We start from the raw sequence: 24,884 nt of genomic DNA on the forward strand, positions 1-24,884 counted from the left end.
GTAGAACTTCTAACGTTCGCACTTGGGGATACCTCATGCCGAAGATCAAGATCGAGGCGACCAGCGCCGTCTTCTACCTGCCGTACTACGTGGCGGAGGAGGAGGGCTACTTCACCGACGAAGGGCTGGACGTCGAGCTCATCCGCCACCGGCCCTCCGACGAAACCGGGCTGCGGTTCATCGAGGACCCGCGCAAGGTCTCGTCGTTCAGCAGCTTCAAGCTGTTCGAGGCCGGCGCCTCGCAGCTGTACAACGCCTGCGAGTGGGGCCAGCTGCGCCGCTCCCAGGACAGCCAGGTCAACGGCAAGGTGGTGGCACGTCGCGCCGCGGTCGCCAGCCAGGCGATCATCGTCCGCCCCGACTCGCCGTACAACGTCCCCGGCGACCTGGCCGGCGTCCGGGTCGGCGTGAACTTCCACCACGGCTCGCACTACCTGGTGCTGCAAACGCTGGAGGGCTTCCTGCCCCGTGCCGACATCAACCTGGTCGGCATCAAGGGCAAGGAGCGCTTCGAAGCGCTGCGCGACGGCGACATCGACGCCGTCGCGGTGATGGAGCCGTGGATCACGGTCGCCGAGAAGCAGGGCTACAAGGTGCTCGCCGAGGCGCACTACTACGGCGCGGAGGTCGCCAACGACTCCCTCGACGCCGAGACCTTCACCAGGATCAACCGGGCCGTGACGCGCGGTGTGGACCGGATCCACGAGGACATCCGGCCGTACCTGAAGCACTTCATCGCCCAGGCGGCGCCGGTCGCCGAGCTGGCGCCGGAGGACTTCAAGACCGGACGGCTGCGCTACGTGCACCCCGGCCCGTACCCGGAGGACCAGTTCACCCGGACCTTGGACTGGGTGGCCAGCTGGGGGCTGATCGACTCGGGCAACGAGTTCGGCGCGCTCGTCGACTCCGGCAAGATCCTTCAGGAGGCCTGAGGACAGGCGGACGGCGGCGCGGTCAGCGGTCGCGCCGCCGTCACGGGGTCCCACGATGCCCACCACCGTCGTCAACCGCCGGGCCGTGCTGTTGTTGTGCGGCACCACCGCCGGCTTCCTGCTGCTCGACATCCACAAGGTGTCGATCGCCGTGCCCGCGATCGAGCGCGCGCTGCGGCCCGGACCGGCGGGCATCCAGCTGATCCAGGCCGCCTACGTCGTCTGCTTCGCCATCACCCTGGTCCCCGCGGGCCGCATCGGCGACGCGGGCAGGAGGCTCGCGCTCGCCTACGCGGGCGTCTACCTCTACCTGGCCGCCAGCGTGCTGTGCGCGGTCGCGCCCACCTCGGGTGTCGTCATCGCGGGCCGCGCGCTGCTCGGTGTCGCCGCCGGCCTGCTCATGCCACAGGTGATGGGCATCGTCCAGCAGCTGTTCCCGGCGGCCGAACGGGGCAAGGCGTTCGGTGTCTACGGCATGTGCGTGAGCGTGGCGACCGCGCTCGGCCCGAGCCTGGGCGGGCTGCTGGTGACCACACCGCTGCTGGGCTGGCGGGGCGTGTTCGTGATGAACGTCCCGGTGGGCATCGCCCTGATCGTCGCCGCGCGCACCCTGCTGCCCGCCGTCGGCCGTGACCAGGGTGGGCGGCGCCCGCCGGACATCGACGTGATCGGCGTCGTGCTGGGCAGCCTGGCCCTGGTCGCGTTGCTGACCCCGCTCATCCTCACCACCGGTCGACCCTCCGACGTCGACGCGCGGTGGCTCGCGCTGGTCCTGGCGGTCGTGCTCGCGGCACTGTTCGCGACCCGGTCACGGCGACGCGTCGCGGCGGGCCGCTCGGGCGTGATCGACCCGGCCCTGCTGCGCATCCCGTCGTTCCGCAACGGTGTGCTCGTCTCCCTCACCTGGTTCGCCGCCGGGCCGGGTGTCGCGCTCGCGCTGACCGTCTACCTCCAGGAAGCCCGCGGTGTCACCCCGTTCCTGGCGGGCCTGGTCGTGCTGCCCTCGTCGGCCACGTCCGTGCTGGGCGCCTGGCTCGGCGGCCGGCACGTGGCCAGGCTCGGCCGGGTGCTGACCGGCACGGGCATGCTGCTGGTCCTCGCCGGCACCCTGGGCACGCTGGCGTTGCTGCACTCGGACCTGTCGACGGCGGCCGTGCTGGCGGTGATCCCGGCGCTGCAACTCGTGCAGGGGCTCGGTGGCGGACTGGTGGTCTCGCCCAACCACTCCATGACCCTCGTGGACGTCCCGCCCGCACAGGGCAGCGCGGCGGGCGCCATCGGCCAACTCGGCCAGCGCGTCAGCAACAGCACCGGCGTCGCGGCCGCGTCGATGGCCTACTACTCGACGATCTACGGCGCCGGCTCCACGCTGACCGACGCCCCCGCTGCGCTGCACCGCGACGCGCTCGACCGGGCCACCGCGGTGGCCTGCCTGTTCCTGTGCGCGGCACTCGTCGTCGTGGTCGTGGACCTGCGCCGCCGGAGCCGAGCGCGCCACGAGGTGAACCCCACCGTCGCAACTCCTTGAGAGTCGCGCTCGACCCTCCCGTGCCGTCGACTCGGCGGCGGACGACAGCCGTGCCGCCGCGAGGTCTCGGGCTTTGACGCCGAAACGGCGGCTACCGGGCCGGTGTGGCTCGGTAGCCGCCGTGCGAAGCCCTGCCGTTAGCAGCTGCCGTTCGACTCCTTCATGCCCGTGTTGGCGCCTGCGGTCTGCCCGACGATGGTAGGCACGCAGGCGGCTTGGTCGAGCGTGAAGCTGTAGGGGATGCTGACCGTGGTGGTGGACTTGACGTCCGGCCCGGCGGGCTTGTGCTCGCTGTCGGGCGTGGACCAGGTGACGTTGTCGAAGATGTTGCCGCTGACCTGCCAGTACCCGGCCATGTCGGTGTAGAAGGTCCCGAGGACGTCCTTGGAGTTCTTGAAGTAGTTGTTGTCCACCTTGGCCTTGGCGCCGGCCCGGGAGTTGATGCCGGACTCGTTGAGGCTCACGTAGTAGTTGTTGTACATGTGGCCCACGCCGCCGCGCAGCAGGGGAGCGCGGGAGTCGATGTTCTCGTACAGGTTGTGGTGGAAGGTGACGAACCCGTTCGAGAGGTCGCTCTCGCTGGAACCGATCAGCCCGCCGCGGCCGGAGTTGCGCAGGGTGCTGTAGGACAGGGTCACGTACTGGGTGCCGTTCTTCATGTCGAACAGGCCGTCGTAGCCCTCCGACTCGCCGCCCGACGCGAGCAGGGTGGTGTGGTCGACCCAGACGTTGCGGACGTTGCTCTCCATGCCGATGGCGTCACCGCCGTTGGACGTGGGCGAGCCCGACTTCTTGACGTTCCGGATCGTCACGTTCCGGATGATGATGTTGCGGGACTCGCGGATGTGGATGCCCAACTGGTCGAAGACCGCTCCGCTGCCGACGCCGATGATCGTGACGTTGCTGATCTGCTTGAGTTCGATCACCCCTGAGGCGGTCGAGCAGCTGCCGCCCGACACCTGACTGGTGTTGCCGTGGTTGATGGTGCCCTCGACCTCGATGATGATCGGGGTGGAGCTGCCGGCCCGGCTGCACAAGGCCTGGTGGATCTGGGTTCCCGTGGTGGCCCGGACCCTCGCCCCGCCCTGACCACCGGTCGTCCCGCCGTTCATCGCCGCGAAACCGGTCGCGGCGCCCGTGGGCGGGTTCGACGTCGTGGTGGTCGAGGTCGTGGTCGACGTCGTCGTGCTGGTGGACGTCGACGTGGTGGTCGAGGTCGTCACGCCGTTCGCCGGCGTCAACGTCCACTGCTTGGTGGCCACGCTGTCACAGGAGTTGATCTGCACCCCGGCGCCGACGGTGGTCGAGCTGTCCTTGATGTTCATGCACTTGGTGCTGTTGGTGTCCACCAGGCGGTAGTTGCTGCCGCTCGCGGTCACCGTCCAGGTCTGGCCCGCGCCGCCGGTGCACGCGACCTGCTGGATCGCCTTGCCGGCCGACGTGGACGCGTCCTGCACGCCGACGCACAGTCCCGTGGCGACCGAGCTGATCCGGTACCCGCCGCTGACCGCCGTGAACGTCCACTGCTGGCTGCCGGCGGTGCCGCACGACGCCTGTTGGAGCTGAACGCCTGCGGTCGTGTTCCCGTTGGGAACGTCGAGGCAGTGCCCGGTGCCCACGTTCTTCACCGTGTACGTGCCCGCGCCGATCGCCGCCGAAGCGGTCGTGATCGGCCAGGCGACGAGCGTGGCGGCCAACGCCGTGACGCCCGCCACCGCTGCCGCGCCCGCACGCCATCGCGCGCCGCGCGGCCGTGCGGCGCGCACGATGGGAGGTTGAACATTCATCGACTACTCCGCTTCTGGCTTACCTGGACGCCGGAACTGGCGGCGGTGACTATTCACGCTGGGCGGAACCCGCTGGCGAGAAATCCACCGGTACGCGATGGCCAATACCACGCGTCCGAGGTGCTTCCTCACGTCGTTGTGGGAATCGCTTTCCCGTCGAATGCTAGATGGTCTGGAAGTAGCCGGTCAATGACGGTTTCGGCGACTGGCGCCGAGTGAGTGTCGAATACCATCGAACGCACAGGTGGAAGGCGGTCCAATTGATCATCCGCCGGCTGCGGATCAATGTCGGCGGTCATACTTGTGAACAGAACCGACGGGTGCTGATCACACTTGTGAACAATTGAGGCTTCGGTAGTCGCATAAGCCCGGCCGTGGCCGCCGAGGGTCAGTCCGGGTGACGGTCGCGAAACCGGAAGTATGCCCACAGCGCGTCGGCCACCGGCCACCCGTGATGGGCCCCGTGATCGGGCTCCTCCAGCTGCTTCTGCGCGATCACCGCAGCGCCTCAGCGCAGAGTTCCGGCACCCCGCAGGTGCCCGGAGCCGGTGCGCGCCGTGCGGATCGCGAAACTAGACTCGGACTGTGGACCTGGACCGACTTGAACTGGCCGAGTTGTGGCGGCTGGCCCGGGAGACCCTGGAGGGCGGCGGCCGGTCTGCGTTCAGCGTTCGCGTCGAGGACGAGAAGACCGCCGCGGCGCTCGCCGAACTGCTGCGCAAGCCGGTCGCGCACCCGGCCCGCCGGCAGATCTCCCTGGCGCGCCTGGACGAGCACGTCCGCGCGCACGGCAGCACCCTGACCGAGGTGCTGGAAGCGCTGCACGGCAGGCCGGTCGACATGTCCACCACCGGGGAAGCGTCGACGGCCGAGGCCGTGGTGAAGTTCGCACTGCGCGAGCACGACCTGCTGCACGAACCGTGGGCCGCACCGTGGATCGAATACGTGCGTCGGTACGGCAAGATCCCACAGCCCGCGTTGCCCATGCTCGCCAACCAGGCCGCCCGGGTGCTCGGCGGCCTCGGGCCGACGACGACCCGGTTCGCCCTGGCCGGCAACGACCTCGACGACGGACGGCCGCTCACCCGCATCGTGGGCAAGGCGCTCGAACTCATGGGCACGACCTGGGAGCAGGCCGGGATCTTCAAGGACGCCTACAGCGACCCGGTGCTGACCTCCCAGGGCCACCTGACGCTGAACGACACCCTCGAAACCCCGGAGATCACCGTCGTTCGCAGCCCACGCCTGCTCGAATCCGGCGTGCCCGGCCCGTTGATGGTGCTCCCGAACGGCCTCACCGCACAGGCCAGGCACCACCTCGAGGGCAAGACGGTCCGCTGCCACAACGACTTCACGCCGGACGGCATCCGCGCGACCAACGCCATCCTCGCCTGGACCGACGGCACGGCGTGGCGCATGTCGGCGAACGACTACCGCGAGGCCGTCGCCACGCTGATCGCCCGCAGCATCGAACTGCCGACGCTGAACAGCCGCCCCCCGGAGGCCGCCTGGGATCCCGACCTGGCCGGGATCATGGCCACCACGGGACTGATGGTCACCGAGGAGCACGTGCTGCCGTCACTTCTCTGACGACGCGAACCGCTCCACATCCCCACCACCTGCGCCCCTCGACCAACTTGCGCGCCATCCGCCGTAGGTCAGCCAGGTCAGGCCGGTGGCGACGGCGCGTTCGCCGAGTGCGCGGATGCGGGCCGCGTCCTTGAAGGGCGGGACCCCGGAACGCCTGGACGAATGAGGGCGATGGCCGGAAGTGGAACGGCTCGTGGCTCGGTTCCTGTCGTCGAACTGCGCGAGGCAGAAGGCGGCCGGCTCGCTCAGCCCGAGGTCGGGACGCAGGACTGGTCGCAGGTCGCGCGGAGCACGGGAGGGTCGCCTTGCGTGACCCGGAGGACCGAGATCCGCTTGTCGTGCGGCACTTGACCTCCCCGGAAGTCGATCTTCCCGCTCTTGCCCTCCAGCACCGGCCGACTGCTCGGGTCGGGGGCGGTGTCCCCGGCGGTGCCGGGGTTCACCGGGGGACGGCCGATGTCGCTGATCGTCTTCCACAGGTCGCCGGACGACGGCCTGATGACGGGGAACAGCTCCTTCATGGCGTGCGCGTAGAGGTCGAGGGCGTCGTAGGCCAGTGTCGCCTGACCGTCGACGAAGGACCTCTGGTCCGCTTCGCACTCGGACTTGAAGATCTGCTGCATCTTCCGGTAGATGTCCTCCTTCGCGCCGCAGAACTCGGCCCCGACCGCGAAGGACAGCACGTCGTAGGTGACGCTCGGGTGCTTCTCGCGCAGGTCCGCGTTGGCGGCGTGCCGCATGACGTCGTCGCCTGCCAGCAGGGCGAGTTGCCCGGAGCACGTGCCGGCGATGCCGTCCAAGAGGTCGGAGAACTCGCCAGGACGCCCCGCGTAGACGACCAGCGTGTCCGCCGTGCGTTTGCAGAGCTCCTGTCCGATCGCGCGGGCGTCGGTGTGGTCTTTGTCGGTGGTGGGCTGGTAGGCGAGGTCGGGCAGCACCTCTCTCGTCCTCCCCAGGCTCCCGTCGGTGAACCGGGTGCGGAAGCTCTGGGCGAGATCGGCGGAGTAGAGGTCTTCGTCGTCCGTCGAACGCACGATCTGCACCTTGTCCTGGCCCGCGAACTCCCTGTTCGCGTACTCGACGGCGACGACGGCCTCCCGGTCGTTGTTCGGCGAGATCTGGAAGTACCTCGACGACACCTCGGGGAACTCGTTCGCCGACAGGGTGGCGGCTATGGTGGGCAGTCCTTGCCTGCCCAGCTTGGTGATCGTTTCGCGGGTCGTCTGACGGCTCTGCGCCAGGCCGAGCACACCCACGACGGTCGGGTCGCGGCGCATCCAGGTCTTCAGGTGCTCGACCAGTTCGTCGCCGTGCTGCATGGTCCGGCCGGCGTTGCCCAGCAACACCTTGATCAGCGGGTGCCCGTTGCCGCGGTCGTCCAACAACCGGGCCTGCATCGCGGCCACGCCCATGAGCCGGGCGGTGTTCGTGGCCAGCGATTCGGGCCGGCCGCTCATCGCCGACACGTACACGACCGTCGCGTAGGGTCGGTCCGGGTTGTTCTCGTTGGCCCGTTCCACCTGCTCGTTCTGCGAGGCGATCTTCTCCTGCACGCGCATGAAACGGTCCCTGAGCTCACTGCTCTCGCCGTCGAGCAGCGGGATCGCCCTGCTGCTCACTCCGACGCAGTCGGCGGAGCCGGCGGAGTCGAGCCTGGCCAGCGTCTTGAAGTTCGAATCGCCCGGCGACAACCCGCAGTGCCGGTCGCGTTCCTCGGCGACGGTGGTGATCCGCCAGTACCCGCTCGCCGCGACCGCGCCGAGCAGCAGCACGGCCACCACCGCGAGGACCCACGTGCGCGACCAGACCGGGGCCGGCCGCACGGTCAGCGTCGCCGGCGGCGGCACCTCGCCGGGTTCGATCTCGACCGGTCGGACCCGCAGCGGTAGGAACCACGCCGTGGGTCGGCGCGCTCGGCTGTTCGTGGCGAGCTTGCGCGTCCAGGTCTCGTAGGCGCGCCCGGCGTTCTCCACCCACGCCGGGGCCCGTTCGTCGGCCGCCGCCGCGTCGGGTGGCACCTTCTCGCTGCCGCTGATGATGATCAGCGGATCGAACGCGCCGGTGTCGTTGCGCACGTCGTTGATCAGCTTCAGCAGCGCGTAGCCGCCGTTGTCGCGGCGGATGCCGTCGAGCAGCACCACCGGGTAGACGGTGCGACGGGCCGAGCGGACCCGCCACGGCGTCCGCCGGTACCCCTGGCGGACGTCCTCCAGGAACGCGTTGACCAGGAGCTTCGCGAGCTGCCCGGTGTCCTCGTGCGGCGCCGGGCGCCGGCCGGGCGCGAGCGTGCCGGTGAGCCGTTCGGCGAAGCCGAGGAACGTGCCGGGGTCGTGCGGCGCGAGGTAGGGCTGGCGCAACAACCACCGGTACTCCCGCCCCGGGACCAGACCGCGCAGCTTCGCCCGGAACAAGAACGAGGGCAACAACTTCAGCACCACGCGCGCCCACCACGGCGCGGCTTCGGCGGCGCTGTCGAACGCTTCCCGGGGAATCAGGTCCTCTTCACTGCGGCCCCGCAGGTCGCGTTCGCGCAGCCGGGTGAGCAGGCTCGTGGTCGACTCGTCGTAGCCGCCTTCGGTGGGCTGGTTCATCAACCAGTAGACGAGCCGGAAACGCGGGAACACGTGCCGCCCGTAGCGCCCGTTGGCCGCACTCGACAGTTCGCGGGCCACCTCCGCCAGCACCGCGCCCACTTCCGCGACCTGGCTCGGTGACGTGTTCTCCTCCTCGGCGTCCGGGAACTGGTGGTAGGCATGCGGAATCCGGCCCGGATGAGCCACGCTCAGATGCGCGCGCAGGATCTTGAGCAGCCCGGCCGACTCGCGCTCGCGCACCAGGCAGACCAGCGGGATGCCCCGGTCGTTCCCGGCGCGGGCACCCGGCCGCCCGCCGGGCAGTTCGCCGAACCTGGGGCGTTCGGTCAGGTCCTGCACCAGCTTCAGGAGTTCGTCCATGACCTCGACGGGCGACGGAAGGTCGGCGGCGTGGATGTCGATCACGGTTCTCCTCCGGCGCGAGCGCGAATCCCGAATGAGGGGAATACGACTGTATCCCGTGTCCCCGTGCCTGCGTTTGTGAAAGGGGAATGCGGTTTGCGAGTTCCGCACAACTGCGGAAATGGTGTTCGCAAATCGGGTTCGGTGTCAGTATTGCGCCAGTCGGCCCCGGTCGCACGGCACGTGTTCCGGCTCCTGACAGCGCGGGAACGCTCGTGGCGGCGAGCGGCAATCAGTTCCGTGCGAACCGACAGCGTCCCAGTGACGCGCAGGAGGAGTCCCCCGGTGGAGCGGCTGGACGGGCCGGAAGTGCTGGCCGCCTGGTACGACGCCCACGCCCGCCCGCTGCACCACTACCTGGCCCGGCGGGCCGGGACGGCGGTAGCCGACGACCTCGTGGCCGACGTGTTCCTGGTCGCCTGGGAGCAGCGGGCTGGGTTCGACCCGACCCGCGCCGGACCCAAGGCGTGGCTGTACGGGATAGCCACCAACCTGCTGCGACGGCACCACCGCTCCGAGGAGACCCGGCTGCGGGCCTGGGCGCGGGACGGTGGCCGCCGGTCCACCCAGGACGAAGTCGACCACCGGGTCGCGGAGAGCGTGGACGCGGACGTGCGCGCCCGGCGGATGGCCGAGGCCATCGCGGGACTGCGCGCCGAGGAGCGCGATGTGCTGCTGCTCGTGGCGTGGGGCGAGCTGACCGCGGCGGAGATCGCGGAAGTGCTCGGGATCAAGGAGCAGACGGTACGGACGCGCCTGCACAGGGCCAGGACGAAGCTGAGGACCGAGGAGGCGCGCGATGCGTGAGGACGAGATGGACCACGTCGTGCGGGGGGTGCGCGGCGACACGGCTCCGATGACCGATGAGAGCTTCATCGCCAACCGGGAGAAGGTGCTGGCGCTCACCGTGACCGGACGGCCGGCGGGCAGGCCGGCGCGGCGCTGGTGGGGTGTCGCCGCGGGCGTCGCCGCGCTGGCCGCGGGCGGGGTGCTGGCCCAGGTCGCGCTGGGTGGTCCGACGCCCGCGACCGCCGAGGCGGCGCAGACGTTGACCAGGGCGGCGGACGCGATCACGACGACGGACCCGGTGCTGGGCCCCGGCCAGTACCGGTACGCGATCAGCCGCGGCCGGTCCGCGGTGCAGACCCGGCAGGGCGGGCAGGACTTCCGGTGGCTGGGCGAGGAAGTCCTGGAGGTGTGGCTGCCCGCGGCCGAGGGCGAGGAGTACCTGGTCCGCCCCCGGGACACCGGTCGGCGGGACTGGCTGGTCGGCACCGAGGAACAGGCCCGGAGCGCCGGAGTGGACCTGAGGCCCGCGGCGCAGGACGAGGTCCGCGGCCGGTGCGACCGGCAGTGCCAGGAGGACCCGGGGGCGTGGCAGCAGCCCAACGCCCGGTTCATCGCCGGCCTGCCCCGCGCGCCGGAAGCGCTGCTGGAGCGCCTGCTCGCGGACGGTCGGGGACGCGGGTCCAGCGACCACCAGGAGGCGCTGGTCCTCGCCTCCGACCTGCTGCGCAGCGGCAAGGTACCCGCCGACCTGCGGGCCGCGCTGTTCCGGGCGCTGGCGCTGCTGCCCGGCCTGGAGGTGGTCGACCAGTCGGCCAACCTCGACGGCAGGCGGGGCGTCGCGCTGGCCGTGACCGACGGCGACGACCGCCAAGAGGTCATCGTCGACCCGACCACCGGCGAGTTCATCGGCGACCGCCGCGTGCTGACCGAGTCGGACGGGACCCTGCCGGCCGGGACGGTCGTGGAATCCGGTTCGGTGACGACGGCCGTGGTCGACGGGATCGGCGTCCACCCCTGAAGTCCGGTGAACGCAGAGGTGGTTGTGGTCGGTGGCCGCACCACCTCTGCGTGCAGTGGTTGTTGTGGTCGGGGAACGCCCGCGTCATGCCGTGCTGGTCGATTCCGCGGCGGATGACAACCGTGCCCGTGAGCGCTTCCAAATATCGTCTTTACCTGCATGGACGAAAGTTCTCAGCAGGCACAGGGGGTCGGACGTCGGCAGCCGGGATGTGTTGGGGCGCGGGAGCTGTTGAGCGGTGCAATGGACGAGGCTGCTCACCCCACGGCGATCCCGCGGGCCTTGAGGGTGTCCTGGGCGCCGGGGGCGGCCATCATGGCCTCGTCGCCGCCGTGGATCACGCGGAGGTTGGGCAGCAGGTCGAGGTCGTCCAGCGAGGTGACGTCGAAGAGGTCGTCCTCGCCGTCCCAGAAGGGGGAGCACTGGTGGTAGATCGCCAACCCGCCGTCGGTGGTCAGTTCGTCCACGGCGGCCAGTTGGTCGGGGGTGATCTCCAGGTCGGTGAAGTACTGGCGGGCTTCTTCGAGGACGGTGTACAGGAGGTCCCGTTCGTACAGGTACTTCCACAGGTCGCCGGTGGCGCCCTTGGCGTGCAGGACGTCGGCGATCCGGAACGGAGGCTGGATCACCTTGTCCTGGTACATGAGCTTGTCGATGACCAGCAGCTTGAAGTTGAAGTCGCGGAACATGCCCACTATCTACCAGACCACCCCGACAATCCGGGCAGTCAACCCATGCCTTCCGGGCAGGTCCTCGGCCTGAAACGGCGGCCGCAGCTCGACGTCCTTGGCTGCGGGGCATGGCAGTCGTGGCGCCACCCCTCGCGCGCGTGATCGTCGCAGCTCGGCATCCCAGCGCAGATGACGGAGAGGGTGAGGTGGCGGTGCCAGACGGGAATCCGGTTGTGCGGCGGGAAGCGTGCCCAGGATCGGTCGACCCCGGAAGCGCGGGTACGGTTCAACTTGGCCGCTGACGGCGACACGGTGTCGTTGAGAACCCGGTTCACCGCTGCTGGACGACATCGCCGAGCAGGCCGGTCGCCGCCGGCTGACCGAGCTGGGGGAGGAGCTGGCCGACGCCGAAGCCTTCCACGACCCCGAGCGGGCCGCCTGGGCGCGCTGGGAGCTCGACGCGCTCACCCGGCAGCTCGCGGCGGCCTTCGGCCTCCGCGGACGCGCCCGGCCCACCGGATCGGCCGCGGAACGGGCCAGGGTCAACGTCACCCGCGCGGTCCGTGCCGCCGTCGCCCGCATCGCCGAGACCTTCCCCGACCTCGGCCACCACCTCGACTCCGCGATCCGCACCGGCGCGTTCAGCGGCTACCACCCCGATACGACGGCGTACCGGCGTTCGGTCCGACCGGATGCCCTGCGTGAGCCGGCCCGGGGATCAGGCGCTCTCCGGTGGAGAGATCAGGGTGTCGAGGTCGTGCAACTGTTGTCGGAGGCGTCGGGCTTCGATGTCACGGCCTTGTTCACGGTAGAACTCCAGCGCCTCCTGCCAGGCTGTGCGTGCCTGGTCGTGTTCTCCGAGCGCGGCGTGGGGGTGGCCGACGTTGTCGAGGGTGTACGCGAGGAAGTAGGTGTTCCTGAAGGCGCGGTAGCGGGTGAGTGCCTGGTGGTAGTGGTGGATCGCCTGCCTGTGGTCGCCGGCGCGATGGGCGATCAGCCCGAAGGTGTCCATCGTGGACGCCTCGCCGTCGGCGTCGTGGAACCGCCGGTGCAGGCTGAGGGCGGCGTGGCAGTGGTCACGCGCGGTGTCGAGCTCGTCGAGGCGGGCGCAGTACCAGCCCACCGAGTTGAGCGCGTCGGCCTCCCACAGCGGCCGGCCGATGGCGCGGTACAGGCCGAGGGCGTGTCGGGCGTGCGCCAAGGCCCGCCGGTCGTCCCCCTGGCGTCCCCAGAAGAACGCGAGCACCCCGTGGGTGTGGGCCTGTTCGACGGTGTCGTGGTGGCGCACCGCCAGGTCGAGTGCCCGAGCCAGGTGTTCGTGGGACTCCTCGTGCAGGCCCAGCCGGGCACAGGCGCGGCCGAGGTGCCGGTGGGCGCGGCTGCGGGTGGCCGGGTCGGGCAGGTGGACGGCGGCGTCCAGCGCGGCCCGCCAGGCGGCGAGCGAGTCGCGCAGGTGCCCTCGTCGCATGTGGAAGTTGTTGAGTGCCCAGGCGAGGTGCCAGACGACGTGGTGGCGGCCGAGCACGGCGGCGGCCTGCTGGGTGGCCAGGAGGGTGGCGTGTTCGGCTTCCAGCCAGGCTGCCGCGGTGGTGGTGTCGGACAGCGGGAGCGGGTGCACGCCGGGCGCGGGCGCGGCGGGCGGCAAGAACGGGTGGTAGGTGTTGAGGAGGTGGTCCGCGGTGGCGGCGGTGTGCAGGTGGAAGTCCATCACCCGTGCCAGCGCGGCCTGTCGTGCGCCGTGGGGCAGGTCGTGGGCAGTGGTGGTGGCGTAGTCGCGGATCAGGTCGTGCATCGCGTACCGGCCGTGCGGGCGCCGATCGACCAGTGACGCCTCCACCAACGCCGACAACGCCATGCGGGCGCGGGCCGGTGCCAGGCCGGTGAGCGCGGCCGCGGCGGGCGGGGTCGTGTCGAGACCGGGGGCGATTCCGAGCAGGGCGAACACGGTGCGCTGCTCGTCGGTGAGCCGGCGCAGGGACCAGGAGAGGACCGCGGGCAGGCTGGCGGCGGGATCGGTGTCGTGGTCGAGCACCTCCAGACCCGATTCGCGCAGTTCGCCGGCGATCTCGGGCAGGGGGACGGCAGGGCTGGTGACGGCGTGACGGGCGGTGATCGACAGGGCCAGCGGGTAACTCCCGCACAATGCGATCAGCTCGTCCACGGCGTCGGGTTCGGCGGCGACGCGCCCGGTACCCAGGCGAGCGGTCAACAGGGCACGCGCCTCGTCACGGGTCAAGATGTCCAGGGTCAGGTGGCGGGCACCGTGGCGGTCGATCAACGACGCGAGCCTGGTGCGGCCGGTGACCAGCACCGTGCAGGTGGAGCTGCCCGGCAGCAGCGGGATCACCTGCTCGGCGGTGGCCGCGTTGTCCAACACGATCAGCATCCGCCGATCCGCGACCAGGCTGCGGTACCGCGCGACTTGCGCGTCCGGGTCGGCCGGGATGCGTCCGGGCTCGACGCCGAGGGCGTCGAGGAACCCCCGCACCGCCACGGCCGGGTCCATCGGCTCCCGCGCCGGGCTGAAGCCGTGCAGGTCCACGAAAAGCTGCCCGTCGGGGAATCGGTCCAGGTGACGGTGCGCCCACGCCAGGACCAGCCAGGTCTTGCCCATTCCTCCGGCGCCGCCGATGGTGGAGACCCCCGTCGCCACGTCCCCGACCGGGAACTCGGCGAGGGACGGTCCGCGTGCGGTCGGAGCCTGCACAGCGGTGCCCCGTCCGTTCGGCGCAACCGCAGCCAGGGCGTGGTCCAGCGCGTCCAGCTCCACAGCTCGTCCCACGAACAACGCCGGTGCGGAGGGCAGTTGGCGCGGCACCACCCAGGCGGAGGTCGGCTGGGCCGTGTGCAGGTGCACGCCACCGTGCACCACACCGGCCTGCACCACCCCGCCCACGACACCGGACACCGTATTGCGCACACCGAGGTCGCCGACATCGGCCGACGTGGAGCCGGGGAAGCGGGACGGCTCCGGCTCGAACGCCACCAACGGAGACACCTCCCAGACCTGGTCGATGACCGGACGACCACCCCAGCGTTCCACCGCGCCCCACCGCACCACTCCGCACAATGGCGGACCCGAGCACGGGGCAGTTCTTGCGCGTCCCACGCCGCGAGCCGGCGGTTCCCGCCGAGGGGTCTACCTGGTGGGGTGCCGTCCGCGGGTGTCGAGTCGGTGACAGCTGTTCGGTCGGTGGTCGACAGTGCCGGGGTTCGGTGAGCGGGCGGTCAGGATGTCCAGAGTTCGTAGTCGATGACCACTTCCCCGGTCTCGGCGACCGAGTTGATGTGAACCGCGGCGATGTTGCGCTTGTCGGTCCAAACGCACAGCTGTGCCCCCTCGTGCAGGTCCTCCAGGAGGATCGTGCCGACGCCGTCGGTCCGGTCGCGGCACGACGTGTAGGTGGCCAGGCCGTCCACGGGTGTGAGCAGTGGTTGGTCGTTGGGGGCGTGCACTCCGTAGTCCTCGACGATGAGGTCGGCGAGCTCACCGCACCGCTTGCGGCCCACGGGGATGGAGGTCGGGCCCCAGCCCGGGCAGCCCGTGTCGAGGTCGATCTTGTCGATGTCGTTCGTCCGCACGTCCGAGGACGGCTTGAGCCGGTACTCCTTCTTCGCCATGGTGGGCTGGGGCTCGCCGATGGACGTGTCCGGCCTGGAGGGCTTCGAAGGCCTGACGGGCGAGTGCGGCCAGGACGAGGAGGTGTTCTCCACAGCGGTGTTCGTGCTCGTCGGCGATTGTGCTCCGGCCGGGGTGTGGACGAGGGCGCCGCGCAGGTAGGTGATCACGGAAGCCGTCACCGCCGCGACAGCGATCACCCCGACCACGGCGATCGCGATCCGCAGCCGCGAGCGCGATCTCGATGTGTCGGATCGATCGGGTGATGCGAAGGTGACGGTCACGTCCCGGCCGGCCTGCAGGACCACTCCGTCCGAGCTCGCCCGCGCACGTTGGCCGGCTTCCCGTCCGCCGCCCCGAGGATGCGGCGTCTCATCGGTGTCGACCGGGTCTTCGGGCCCAGGGCGGTGGGGCAAGGAGCCGTCGTTCACAGTGCAATACTGCCCGACCCCGGGATGTGGTGTGGGCACCGCGTCATCGGTCCGCGCCATTCGTCGGATCTGGTGAACACGCCGCACCACAGGATTCGAGCGGCACTGGTGCGCTGGTCTTCGGAGCGGATCGCCAGGCGCGCGAGCATGCCCTGCAGCTCATGATGCACGATCACCACAGCTCGACATCACCAAGGTGAGGTCACCGCCCTGCGCTACTCCGCCCTCAACGGGGAACCGACCATCACAGCCACGCCGAGCAGAACGCCGCGATCGCGGCCCACATCCGCCGGCGCAACGCCCGAGCCCGACCCAAGACCGGCTTCGCCACCGACTCACCCATCCGCACCTGGACCGATTATCCGATCAAGGTGGCGTGACGCAGACTAGGCGCGCTCGCGGACCGCCAGGTAGACCGCGCGCACCGCCAGCGTCCGCTCGATCCGCTCGATCACGGGTGCGAAGAACTGCCTGCGCTGCTCGGCGTCGCTCATCGACACCACGGCGAAGTACATGCTGCCGAAGGCCGCGAACAACGTGGCGTTGCGCAGCATCGCCGCGGGCACGCCGGGAACCCACTTGGCGGGCTCCGGTGGCGCTCCGATCCACTGCTCGGCGACGGCGGGCGTGACCACGATCAGGCCGAGCGCCACGAAGAACGCGAACAGCGCGAGTCCCACCACCGCCGCCTGCACGAGCTGGCGGATCGCGAGCATCACCAGCAGGTTGCGGGACTGCCGTCCGTTCAGCTTGCGCGGGCGCAACGGCTCGTCGAACTCCTCGTCGCCCAGCGGCGTGCCCCGGCAGGCTTCCTCGAGCACCTCGGGGCGCAGGTCCTGCTCGACCCGGCCGATCTCGTCCTTGAGCCGCGCGGCCGCCGCGAGGACGGTGATCGCCGCGAACAACGCCACCACCAGGCTCACCCGCTGCCACGGCAGCTGGTTCATCGCCTGCCACAGCTCGCCGGTGAAGAACAGGAACAGCGTCACGAACAACAACGGCGGCAACGCCCGGCCGAGCAGGTGCACGCTGTTGCGCAAGTCGTTCACCGTGTGCCGGATCGCGCCCTTGAGCAACGCCACCAGCCCGTACGTCACCGAGAACCACGCGGCGGCGAAGATCGCCGCGAAGAACACCACCAGCTGCACCGGGTCGCTGTCCGGCGTGCCCTCGATGGTGTCCTGCAGGATCGGCACGATCACCGGCACCACCGCGTACCCGACGAGGATCGCGATCATGCGGTTGCGCGTGAGCAGCGGCAGCCGCCGCACGAACGACGACAGCACGATCCAGGTCGTGAGCGCGCTGGCGAGGATCAGCGTCAGCAGCACCCACCGCCCGTACCCCGCCGCGCCCAGCGGGACGAGCCACACGAGGCAGGCGATCGCGATGGTCGCCAGCGCCGGCAGCATCCGCGGCAGCACGTGCGTGAAGAACCCGTAGCCCTCGATCATCGTCGGGGCTCCCTGCTGGACGAACCACCGCTCGGTGCGGCGCGCCAGCAGCCGTGCGGCTGTCATGGGGAGATGATGCCGCAACTGCCTGGCACGAGCCTGCCCGCCGGTGCGCGGCGTCATCGGCGTTCTACCGGCGGTGATGGCTTTCTTGCGCTGCGTCGTCTCGCGGTGGTTCAGGCGCGCCCGAGTTGTCGCGTGCGCTTACGGCGGGCGCGGTTGTTGATCACGATGAGGGCGGTGGTGCCGACCACGGCGACCACCAGCAGCACTCCTGGCAGCGGGACGGGTGAGCCGAGGTCGTGGGCGAACCACTGGCCGAGGTCGGAGGAGCGGACTTCGTCACCCGCGCCCAGGGAGACACCGAACAGGCCGATGAAGGGGAAGATCCACGACCTCGCGGCGGCCTCCGCGCGGGATGCCCCGATCCTGCCCAGCGATTCGGGGAGGAACGCGCCCACGACCCCGGTGAGGGGCAGCACGACGAAGAAGTACCCCACCGCGCCGAGCAACGTCGCGGCCAGGCCGAGCAACGTGAACAGGAAGATCGTGGTGGTGATGCCGAAGTCGTCGGACCCGGAGGGCGCCCCGGAGGGGGTGAAGACCAGCATCGCGGAGCAGTTGACGACGACCGGACCGAGGAAGGCCGCCGGGCGAAGCCATTGCCCGTGCTGCCTGCTGCGGGCGAAGCGGTCCCCGCTCGCCGCGCCGTCCACCTGTCCGAGCACCAGCCTCACCCGCAGCGAGTGGCAGGCGCGCAACAGCAGGAGCAGGGAGGTCTGCGCCAAGGCGTTGACCAGGTGGGAACCCATCAGGATCGCGACGCCCAAGCCACCGCTGGAGGCGTGGTCACCGACGAAGAACGTGAAGTAGCCCCACAGACCCGTGGCGGAGGCCGCGGCCGCCACGAGGACCTCCGGGGCTCCGGCATCGTCGAACCCGTTCGGCGTCCGCACGACGTGCCTCCAACGACTGTCACCCGGTCTGGTGAGAAGAGTCGCATCGTAGTGACGACGGGAGCAGCGGGCCTCGTGCCGCACGCCTGTTCCGGAGTGACGTCCGTCGCCGCCGACCACCCGACCGCGATGTTGCCGACATAGTGTCGGTAAGGTAGTCGACATGGTGTCGGTAAACCTTGGGCGGTGTGACGGATGTTCCTGACGATCCGCGAGCTGCTGTTCGCGCGCAGTCGCTTCGCGCTGATGGGCTCGGTGGTCGCGCTGACCGCCGTCCTGATGGTGCTGCTGTCCGGGCTGTCGGTGGGGCTGGTGAACGACGGCGTGTCCGGGCTGGAGAAGCTGCCCGTCACCTCGCTCGCGTTCGAGCGCGGCGTGGCGGCCGACGCCGCGTTCTCGCGCAGCGTGGTGGACCTCGACGCGGTGGGCGAGTGGGCCGGCAGGGACGGTGTCACGGCGGCCGCGCCGTACGGGAACACGCTGGTCAACGCGAAGACCAGCGGGGGCGTGGCAGTCGACTTGGCGCTCTTCGGGGTGGATCCCGGCTCCTTCATCGCCCCGGACGCGGCACGGGGCGCGCGACTCGGGTCGAACCCGCACGAGGTCGTGGTGAGCGCCACGGCGGTGGACGCGGGCGTCCGCCTCGGCGACACCGTCACGATCGACCGGATCGGCACGGAGCTGACGGTGGTCGGGGTGCTGGACGGCCAGCACACCTACGGCCACGTGGACGTCGGCTACGTGCCCCTGCGCACGTGGCAGGAGATCCGGGTCGGGGCCGGGCCGGGTGATCAGGCGCCGGCGCACGCCTACGAAGAGATCACCGCGGTGGCGGTGCGCTCGGCGTCCGGGACGGACCTCACCGCCGGTGACAGCGCTGCCGCGACGACGTCGATGACGGTGGAGGACTCCTTCGCCGCGTCGCCGGGCTACTCGGCGGAGACCGCGACCCTCCGGATGATCCAGGTGTTCCTCTACGCCATCTCAGCCCTGGTCGTGGGCGCGTTCTTCACCGTGCTGACCATCCAGCGCAAACCGGAGATCGCCGTGCTGCGCGCCATGGGTGCGAGCACCTGGTACGTGTTGCGCGACAGCCTGGCCCAGTCGTTGGTGCTGCTGGCGCTCTCGACGGCCGTGGGCGTCGGCGTCGGCCTCGCCGCCGGCGCCGCCATCTCCGCCACGCCCATGCCGTTCGCGCTGGAGGCGGGGCCGATCGGGGTCGCGTCGCTGCTGCTGGTCGTGCTCGGCATGGCCGGGGCGTCCCTGGCCGTGCTGCGCATCACCAAGATCGACCCCTTGACCGCCCTGGGAGGCAACCGGTGAGCGAAGGACTGCTGCTGGAACGGGTGAGCCTGCGCTACGGCGACGGCGAGGAGACCACGGTCGCGCTGGAGGAGGTGAGCCTGCGCGTCGAGCCGGGTGAGATCATCGCCGTCGTCGGCCCCTCGGGGGCGGGCAAGTCGAGCCTGCTCGCGGTGGCCGGCGGGCTGACCGTGCCGGACTCGGGCCGCGTCCTCGTCGGCGGCGTCGACCTGGCGGGACGGGAGCGGGACCGGGCGCGCGTGCGTCGCGAGCGGATCGGCTACGTGTTCCAGAGCAACAACCTGATCCCCTCCCTGACCGCTGTCGACCAGGTGAGGCTCCCGCTGACGTTCGGACGGGTGACGGACCCGCGTGACCCGCGGGAGCTGCTCGCCGCGGTGGGTGTGGAGCACAAGGAGGACCGCAGGCCCCACCAGCTCTCGGGTGGTGAGCGGCAGCGGGTCGGTATCGCCCGCGCGCTCGTCACCCGACCGGACGTGCTGCTGGTGGACGAGCCGACCGCCGCGCTGGACCGGCAGCGCAGCCACGAGGTCCTGGAACTGCTCGCCCGCGAAACGCGCGAACGGCGAATGGCTACAGTCGTCGTCACGCATGACCACGACGTGCTGCGTCACTGCGACCGGGTGTTCGAGATGGTCGACGGCCGGTTGACGGCGGGTGAGCCCGTCACCGCGTAGTGGACGGCTCGACCCGCCAGGAGGAGAACGTGCCCCGCATCCAGGCGCCCACCGTGGCCGAGCACCGGGCCCGGCAGCGGCGGGCGATCCTGGACGCGGCACGTGCGCTGCTCGCCGAGACCGGCGCGGCGCCGACGCTGGCCGCCGCCGGTGAACGCGTCGGGCTCGCGAGGTCGAGCGTGTACCAGTACTTCCCCTCGGCGGAGGCCCTGCTGGAGGCCGTGGCCGCGGACGTGTTCCCGACGTGGTCGGCGCGGGTGCTCGACCACGTCGCGTCGGTGACCGATCCGGCCGACCGCGTCTGGGCCTACGTGGAGGCCAACGTCACCCTGTTCTCCGGGCCGGAGCAGGCGCTCGCCCAGGCGCTGCGGACGGTGATGGACCCGGCGGTGCTGCACGAGCACAGCGCGCAGCTGCACGCCAGGCTCCAGGAGCCGCTCATCGACTCCCTGAGCCTGCTCGGTGAGCCCGAGACCGGACGCATGGCCGAGCTGATCAACGCGACCGTCCTGCGGGCGTCGCAGAACATCGAGGCCGACGGGGTGGCGGCGGTGCTGGGCCTGCTGGACCGGCTGCTCCGCCCCTACCTCGACGCGCGCCGAGCCGATCGGTGACGCACCGGCACGGGTCCCGCCCGGGGGTGACGCGTTCGGGAACGGCATCGCCCGCGGCCGGGCGGACGAGTGCCGGTGGGCGCTGCCCGGCCAGGTGATCGAAGTCGGCGGGCTGGAGGACGGCACGTGCGCACTGGTCACCCGGGTCGATCCCCGGGTGTGCACGCTCATCCCTTCACGGCCCCCGCGGTGAGGCCCTCGGTCAGGAACCGCTGCCCGAACCCGTACATGACCGCGACCGGGATGCTGACCAGCAGCGAGGCCGCGGCCAGCTGTCCCTGCGGCACGACGTCACCGAAGATCATCGACTGCATGCCGACGGGCAGCGTCTTGTAGTCGTCCTTCGTGATGAACACGAAGGCGAACAGGAACTCGTTCCACGCGTTGGTGAGCGTGAACAGCGCGACCGCGAGCAGGCCCGGCTTGGCCAGCGGCAGCACGATCCGGATGAACGCCCCGAACCGCGTGCAGCCGTCGACCAGCGCGGCCTCCTCAAGATCGGCCGGGATCGACTTGAAGTAGCCGACGAGCAACCACGTCGCGAACGGCAGGGTGAACGTGGGGTAGGCGAGCACGAGCGACCACAGCGAGTCGTTGAGCCCGATCCCGCTCATCATCTGGTAGAGCGGGATGAACAGCAACGCGCCCGGCATCACGTAGGTGAGCAGGATCGTGACCGTGAAGCTCTCCGAACCCCGGAACTTCAGCCGCGCCAGCGCGTAACCGGCCAGCGCCGCGCAGACCAGGGCGATCACCGTGGACGCCACCGAGACGAGGACCGTGTTGACGTACCAGGTGCCGAACGCCCTGCCGGTGAACAGGTTGGTGAACTGCTCGGTGCTCCACGGGGTCGGCCAGAGGTCATCGGTGCGCGCGACGATCTGGTCGTCGGACTTGAACGCCGTGACCGTCATCCAGTAGAGCGGGGCGAGCACGAAGCCCAGCAGGCCCACGAGCGCGATCCCGCTGCCGGTGCCGCCGACCACCCGGGCGGCCACCCGGTTGCCGCGCGCGGCGAGCACGGAGACGACCCGTCCGACGGCGGCCGTGAGCACGACGAACACGCCCAGCACGAGCGCGGCCTTCCACACGATGTGCGGTGACGCCCAGACCAGCACGAGCACCGAGCCCACGACGACCACCCACGGCAGCGCCCGGCGCTGCACGGGGGTCAGCCGCCTGCGTCCCGAGTCACCCGAGCCGGGCAGGTCGCCGCGTCGCATCATCCGCACGAGGATCACCACGAGGATGCCGATGACCGGCAGCATCACCAGCGTGACCGCGGCCCCCGCGCCCAGTTGCAGCTGCTGGATGGCCTTCGAGTAGGCCACCATCACGTACGGGGCGGTGGCGTCCCCTGGTCCGCCCTGCGTCATCAGCCAGATCAGGTCGAAGTTGTTGAACGTCCAGATCGACGACAGCAGCACGGTCACGATCATGATGTTGCGCAGACCCGGCAGCGTGATGTGCGCGAAGCGCTGCCACGGCGAGGCGCCGTCCACCACCGCCGCCTCGTAGAGACCGCTGTCGATGGCCTTGAGCCCGGCGAGGAACGTCACCGCGAAGAACGGGACGCCCTTCCAGACGTTGACCAGGATGACCGCCGGCATCGCGAGCGCGGGATCGGACAGCCACTGCGCGGGCCAGGAGTCGACGAGCCCGATCGCGGCGAGGGCGGGCCCGATGCCCGAGTCGGTGAGCAGGACGTTGACGCTGCCGAAGATCGGGTCGAACAGGGACCGCCAGGTGAAGGCCGTGACGACCGTCGGCACCACCCACGGCAGCAGGATCACCCCGGCGACGATCGCCCGGCCGCGGCGCATGTGGTGCAGCATCAACGCCGCGATGAGGCCGAGGGTGACTTTGAAGATCTCGGCGTAGGCGGTGAAGACGAACGAGTTGAGCACGCCCTTGTGGAACACGGCGTCGTCGATGAGGGCGAGGTAGTTGTCCAGCCCCACGAACACCGTCTCCGCGCCGTGGCGCTCGGTGGCGCTGGTGAAGATCGAGCTGGTGATCGGCACCAGGATCAGGCCTGCCACCAGCAACAACGTCGGCCCGATGAACACGGCGGCGAGACGCCAGTCGCGCCCGAGCAACCGCTGCGACGAGGTGAGGGAGGACGACGTGCCCGGCGCCGGACGGGCCGGCGCCGAACGCGGACGCGGAACGGTCACTGCGGGTAGCCCTGCTGCTCGAAGACCTGGACGATCCGGGCGTGCGTCGAGGCGACGGCCTCGGCCGGCCGGGCGCCCTGGATGACCGACTGCATCATGTCGGTCAGCAGGTAGGCGGCGGTGGCGGCCTGCTCGCCCGGGCTCGGAGCCTGGGGGAAGGCGTAGCCGGTCTTGGTGGTCAGCGGGAGCGGCGTGCGGGTCTGCTCCCGCAGCGCGGGGAAGGCCGGGTCACCGCTGGTGTAGTGCGGGTCGGAGTCCCACACCTTGTCCCACGCGGGGTTGACCAGGCAGGGTGCTCCCTTCGCGACGCCGAGCAGCGCGCTCCCGCCGGCCATGAACTTCGCCACCAACTTGGCGAGGTCGGGGTTCTTCGCCCCCTTGAACACGACGAACGAGTTGGACTCGCCGTACGCGAGCGGCCGGTCGATCGCCGGCCCGGTGGCGCCGTTGAACGGGTGCGTGTTCGCGTAGACCGGGTTGTTCTTGGTCTTCGAGTCGGCGTAGACGCTGAACTGGTTGAGCGTGAGCCCCAGGACCTGCGCCAACCAGTTCTCGTTGTTGCTCGAGTCGGTCCAGCTGCCGACCCCGGGCGGCAGCATCGGCGCGTACTTCGGGTTCGTGTAGATGTCGCCGATGAAGGTGACGGCGGCGACGGTCTCCGGCGAGTCGAACACCACCTTCGTGCCGGTGTTGTCCGCGATCGCGCCGCCGTAGCAGTTGATGACGTTCGTGATGAAGCCGTTGGCGTCACCGGAGCGGTTCACCGTGAGACCCCAGCCGAAGCGCCGCTTCGCCGGGTCGGAGACCTCCAACGCGTGGTCGCGCAGCTCCTCCCACGTGTAGTGGGGCTTGAGCGGGAGGCCTTTCTCCTCGTACCAGTCCTTGCGCAGGTACATCGCGGTCGCGATGAAGTGGTACGGGATCGCGTACCAGCGCCCGCCGAACACGCAGAAGTTCGCCGCCTCCGTCGCGGGCTCCCCGTAGAGCGCGCGCATCTCGTCGACCACGTCGGTGACGTCGGTGAGGGCGTCGAGGTTGTGGAGCTGGCCGACGAACCGCCGATCGCTCATGAAGGCCAGGTCGCGGCTGGTGCCCGCCTTCACCTCGGTGTCCATCTTCGCGACCATGTCGCCGGCGTCACCGGAGACCAGGTCGTTGCGGACCGTGGTGCCGGTGGCCTGCGCGAACGCCTGCAACGACCGGTCCAAGGCCTGGTTGGCGGTCTCCGAGTAGAGCTTCTGCGACAGCATCCCGACCGACCCGCCGCGGAGCGCGGCTGCCTGGTCGAGCAGCGCCTGGGGCACTTGGACGTCGACCTGCGGCGCGGTGGGACCACCCCCGCACCCGGCGAGGCCGAGCACGCCCAGCGCGCTCATCCCGAGGAACGTGCGCCTCGACAACCCTGTGTTCTCCTCCACGACAACTCCTCTCGCGTCCGATCGAGCGGACGTTCGGCGACGTTGCGACCGGCGGGACAGCGCATGGGTTTCAGCACCGGCACGGCCGGTCGACTGCGGAGCCGGGCCCGCTGGACGACCACCGCGTCGGCCACGTGGAGCCTGGGTTCACCCCCGCGCTCGCGTGCAGTCGACCCAGGACGCGGTGGTGACGACGATGTCGGCCGGGTGGGTCTCGGTCACCGTCCCGTCCGAGACCCGCAGGTGCAGGAGCACGGATACCGGGATGAGCACGGCTCTGGCGATCCGGAACACCACCCTCACCGAACCCTTCCTCGACTGGCGCGGAAACGTTTCGCCGACGCTACCGGCCGGATCTCAGAGTTCACTGAGACTTCTCGACCTGCTCCGACCCCTGGCTGCTCACCTGCTCAAGCTCGGGAACGGGCGCTCAACAGCGCATGTGGTGCGGCCACGGCGGAATACCGATCTGGTCGCTCTCGTGGCGGCAGCGCGCGGTGTCGACGTCGGCCACGTGGTCTGACCTGTGGTCAGGCCGCCGTGCAGCAGCACGGCGAGGGATGCCCGGTCGGCATCGCCCACCCCATCGGGGAGGCCGCCTACTGGCCGTCTCGTCGCAGGAACCGGTAGAGCAACCACAGGACCAGGGCGATCGGGGTGAGTACCGCCGCGAACAGGATCGCCGCGAACATCCCGTAACCGTGCGGGTCGGAGGACAAGCCGACGACGCCGGCCAGTCCCATGCCGATGAGCAGCACGATCAGCGCCACCGCGCAGCCGAGCGCGGCGAGCACGATTCGCCTCAGCGCTGTCCGCAGAGCGGTCACCGACACCATGAGGAGCGCGGCGCAGCCGGCGCAGCGCGGCCGGCGTGGCGCCAGTCGGCGATACCCGTCATCGGAGA

21 protein-coding genes are annotated in these 24,884 nt (G+C 70.4%); 9 read left to right on the plus strand and 12 right to left on the minus strand.

Annotation, left to right across the window (positions count from 1 at the left end):
* The first annotated feature begins 35 nt into the window (after positions 1-35).
* Positions 36-932, plus strand: a complete 897-nt coding sequence (locus tag EDD40_RS36845; protein ID WP_123746966.1) for an ABC transporter substrate-binding protein — start codon at positions 36-38, stop codon at positions 930-932.
* A 55-nt stretch (positions 933-987) separates the two neighbouring features.
* Positions 988-2,460 (plus strand): MFS transporter, encoded by a 1,473-nt coding sequence (locus EDD40_RS36850; RefSeq protein ID WP_123746967.1) that lies wholly within the window; start codon positions 988-990, stop codon positions 2,458-2,460.
* Between the two features lie 137 nt (positions 2,461-2,597).
* Here the strand turns inward: EDD40_RS36850 and EDD40_RS36855 are convergent, their stop codons facing one another.
* The gene (locus tag EDD40_RS36855) at positions 2,598-4,226 is read right to left on the minus strand and encodes a pectate lyase family protein (protein WP_170185337.1); all 1,629 of its coding nucleotides are present in this window, start codon (positions 4,224-4,226) and stop codon (positions 2,598-2,600) included.
* Between the two features lie 606 nt (positions 4,227-4,832).
* Between EDD40_RS36855 and EDD40_RS36860 the strand changes: the two genes are divergently transcribed.
* A complete protein-coding gene (locus EDD40_RS36860) occupies positions 4,833-5,837 on the plus strand; it encodes a TIGR02679 domain-containing protein (protein WP_123746969.1) in 1,005 nt (334 codons plus the stop codon).
* Positions 5,838-6,082: 245 nt separating this feature from the next.
* On the opposite strand, the gene EDD40_RS36865 is transcribed toward EDD40_RS36860, so the two are convergent.
* Positions 6,083-8,836 (minus strand): type 1 periplasmic-binding domain-containing protein, encoded by a 2,754-nt coding sequence (locus EDD40_RS36865; RefSeq protein WP_170185338.1) that lies wholly within the window; start codon positions 8,834-8,836, stop codon positions 6,083-6,085.
* A gap of 282 nt (positions 8,837-9,118) precedes the next feature.
* On the opposite strand from EDD40_RS36865, the gene EDD40_RS42160 reads away from it, so the two are divergent.
* Both EDD40_RS42160 and EDD40_RS36875 read left to right on the plus strand, forming a co-directional pair.
* Positions 9,119-9,640, plus strand: a complete 522-nt coding sequence (locus EDD40_RS42160; RefSeq protein ID WP_170185339.1) for an RNA polymerase sigma factor — start codon at positions 9,119-9,121, stop codon at positions 9,638-9,640.
* Complete coding sequence (locus EDD40_RS36875) at positions 9,633-10,640, plus strand: CU044_5270 family protein (protein ID WP_123746972.1); 1,008 nt, start codon at positions 9,633-9,635, stop codon at positions 10,638-10,640. The genes EDD40_RS42160 and EDD40_RS36875 overlap by 8 nt, the downstream gene beginning before the upstream one ends.
* Positions 10,641-10,897: 257 nt before the next feature.
* On the opposite strand, the gene EDD40_RS36880 is transcribed toward EDD40_RS36875, so the two are convergent.
* From EDD40_RS36880 to EDD40_RS36895, 4 genes are all read right to left on the minus strand, one after another.
* Positions 10,898-11,329, minus strand: a complete 432-nt coding sequence (locus EDD40_RS36880; protein ID WP_211348323.1) for a DUF6892 domain-containing protein — start codon at positions 11,327-11,329, stop codon at positions 10,898-10,900.
* A 313-nt stretch (positions 11,330-11,642) separates the two neighbouring features.
* Positions 11,643-11,924: a hypothetical protein gene (locus EDD40_RS36885; RefSeq protein ID WP_123746974.1), complete on the minus strand. Its 282-nt coding sequence runs from the start codon at positions 11,922-11,924 to the stop codon at positions 11,643-11,645.
* Positions 11,925-12,029: 105 nt separating this feature from the next.
* Complete coding sequence (locus EDD40_RS36890; protein ID WP_246038153.1) at positions 12,030-14,297, minus strand: ATP-binding protein; 2,268 nt, start codon at positions 14,295-14,297, stop codon at positions 12,030-12,032.
* A 242-nt stretch (positions 14,298-14,539) separates the two neighbouring features.
* Positions 14,540-14,932, minus strand: a complete 393-nt coding sequence (locus EDD40_RS36895) for a hypothetical protein (RefSeq protein ID WP_148089035.1) — start codon at positions 14,930-14,932, stop codon at positions 14,540-14,542.
* Between EDD40_RS36895 and EDD40_RS36900 the strand changes: the two genes are divergently transcribed.
* Positions 14,907-15,092: a hypothetical protein gene (locus EDD40_RS36900; RefSeq protein ID WP_148089036.1), complete on the plus strand. Its 186-nt coding sequence runs from the start codon at positions 14,907-14,909 to the stop codon at positions 15,090-15,092. The genes EDD40_RS36895 and EDD40_RS36900 overlap by 26 nt on opposite strands.
* Before the next feature lie 655 nt (positions 15,093-15,747).
* On the opposite strand, the gene EDD40_RS36905 is transcribed toward EDD40_RS36900, so the two are convergent.
* Together EDD40_RS36905 and EDD40_RS36910 are read right to left on the minus strand one after the other, a co-directional pair.
* Positions 15,748-16,881, minus strand: coding sequence for a hypothetical protein (locus tag EDD40_RS36905; RefSeq protein ID WP_123746977.1), 1,134 nt, complete (start codon positions 16,879-16,881; stop codon positions 15,748-15,750).
* Positions 16,882-16,991: 110 nt separating this feature from the next.
* Positions 16,992-17,771, minus strand: a complete 780-nt coding sequence (locus tag EDD40_RS36910) for a hypothetical protein (RefSeq protein WP_123746978.1) — start codon at positions 17,769-17,771, stop codon at positions 16,992-16,994.
* A 195-nt stretch (positions 17,772-17,966) separates the two neighbouring features.
* Here EDD40_RS36910 and EDD40_RS36915 point away from each other — a divergent pair, with 195 nt between their 5' ends.
* Genes EDD40_RS36915 through EDD40_RS36925 form a run of 3 tightly spaced genes read left to right on the plus strand, consistent with a single transcriptional unit; the run spans position 17,967 to position 20,385 of the window.
* Positions 17,967-19,094 (plus strand): ABC transporter permease, encoded by a 1,128-nt coding sequence (locus EDD40_RS36915; RefSeq protein ID WP_123746979.1) that lies wholly within the window; start codon positions 17,967-17,969, stop codon positions 19,092-19,094.
* Entirely contained in the window at positions 19,091-19,771 is a 681-nt protein-coding gene (locus EDD40_RS36920; protein WP_123746980.1) for an ABC transporter ATP-binding protein, read from the plus strand. The genes EDD40_RS36915 and EDD40_RS36920 overlap by 4 nt, the downstream gene beginning before the upstream one ends.
* 29 nt (positions 19,772-19,800) lie before the next feature.
* Positions 19,801-20,385 carry a TetR/AcrR family transcriptional regulator gene (locus EDD40_RS36925; RefSeq protein ID WP_123748560.1) on the plus strand — a complete coding sequence of 195 codons (585 nt, stop codon included), beginning with the start codon at positions 19,801-19,803 and terminating at the stop codon, positions 20,383-20,385.
* Between the two features lie 167 nt (positions 20,386-20,552).
* On the opposite strand, the gene EDD40_RS36930 is transcribed toward EDD40_RS36925, so the two are convergent.
* From EDD40_RS36930 to EDD40_RS36940, 4 genes are all read right to left on the minus strand, one after another.
* Positions 20,553-22,562 carry an ABC transporter permease gene (locus EDD40_RS36930; protein ID WP_123746981.1) on the minus strand — a complete coding sequence of 670 codons (2,010 nt, stop codon included), beginning with the start codon at positions 22,560-22,562 and terminating at the stop codon, positions 20,553-20,555.
* Complete coding sequence (locus EDD40_RS36935; RefSeq protein WP_123746982.1) at positions 22,559-23,980, minus strand: ABC transporter substrate-binding protein; 1,422 nt, start codon at positions 23,978-23,980, stop codon at positions 22,559-22,561. The genes EDD40_RS36930 and EDD40_RS36935 overlap by 4 nt, the downstream gene beginning before the upstream one ends.
* Positions 23,981-24,127: 147 nt before the next feature.
* A complete protein-coding gene (locus EDD40_RS42165; RefSeq protein ID WP_170185340.1) occupies positions 24,128-24,283 on the minus strand; it encodes a hypothetical protein in 156 nt (51 codons plus the stop codon).
* A 296-nt stretch (positions 24,284-24,579) separates the two neighbouring features.
* Positions 24,580-24,807, minus strand: a complete 228-nt coding sequence (locus tag EDD40_RS36940) for a hypothetical protein (RefSeq protein WP_246038154.1) — start codon at positions 24,805-24,807, stop codon at positions 24,580-24,582.
* Between the last annotated feature and the right edge of the window lie 77 nt (positions 24,808-24,884).

Source organism: Saccharothrix texasensis (assembly GCF_003752005.1).
Lineage (GTDB): Bacteria > Actinomycetota > Actinomycetes > Mycobacteriales > Pseudonocardiaceae > Actinosynnema > Actinosynnema texasense.